Genomic DNA, 651 nt, shown 5'->3' with positions numbered 1-651 from the left:
CGCAGCAGCTCGAGCCGCTCGCCCTCGGGGTCCCACGCGATCAGCCCCGCGTCCGCGAACGCGCGCAGCCACCCCTCCATGGCCCATCGGCCGTGCACCTGCCGGAAGCGGCGGGCGTTGACCAGGATGTCCTCGAGGTGGTGCAGCGGCGGGGTCATCACCCCGTGGTGCTGGTGGAACGCCTCGGCGGGGCTGAACCGCAGCGTCAGGCCGGCGTCGCGGGCGCGGAAGGCCAGGTCCGTGTCCTCGGCGCCGTAGCCGGTGAAGCCCGCGTCGAAACCGCCGATGCGGGCCAGGTCCGCGCGCCGCAATGCCAGGATCAGCGTCCACACGAGGTGCCACTCGTCCGAGGGACCGGCGGTCAGGTGCGCGCGCGCCCGGTGGGGCACGGAGAGGCGGCGCAGCAGGGCGTCGGCGCGATGCGAGGTCAGGTCGGCCTCCCCGACGTCGCGGGTCCAGCCCGGCCGCAGGTAGCGGGGCCGGCCCATCACCACGGACCCGGGGTGGGCCGCGACCTCGGTGGCCAGCACGCCGACGGTCTCGGCCGCCGGGATGCAGTCCACGTCGAGGAAGACGAGGATCTCGCCGGTGGCGAGCTCGGCGGCGCGGTTGCGGGCCTGCGCCAGCGGCAGGCCGGCCTCGGCGGCCACG

General features: G+C 76.2%; 1 protein-coding gene. It reads right to left on the bottom strand.

Annotation, left to right across the window (positions count from 1 at the left end):
* Positions 1-651: glycosyltransferase family 2 protein (locus tag HMPREF3105_RS01815; protein ID WP_141762396.1), on the bottom strand; the 651-nt coding region annotated here is incomplete at both ends.

It is taken from the genome of Micrococcus sp. HMSC31B01, from assembly GCF_001816085.1.
Taxonomy (GTDB): Bacteria; Actinomycetota; Actinomycetes; order Actinomycetales; family Micrococcaceae; genus Micrococcus; species Micrococcus luteus.
The sequence above is the reverse complement of the archived record's forward strand: the minus strand, read 5'-3'. Positions and strand labels throughout refer to the sequence as shown.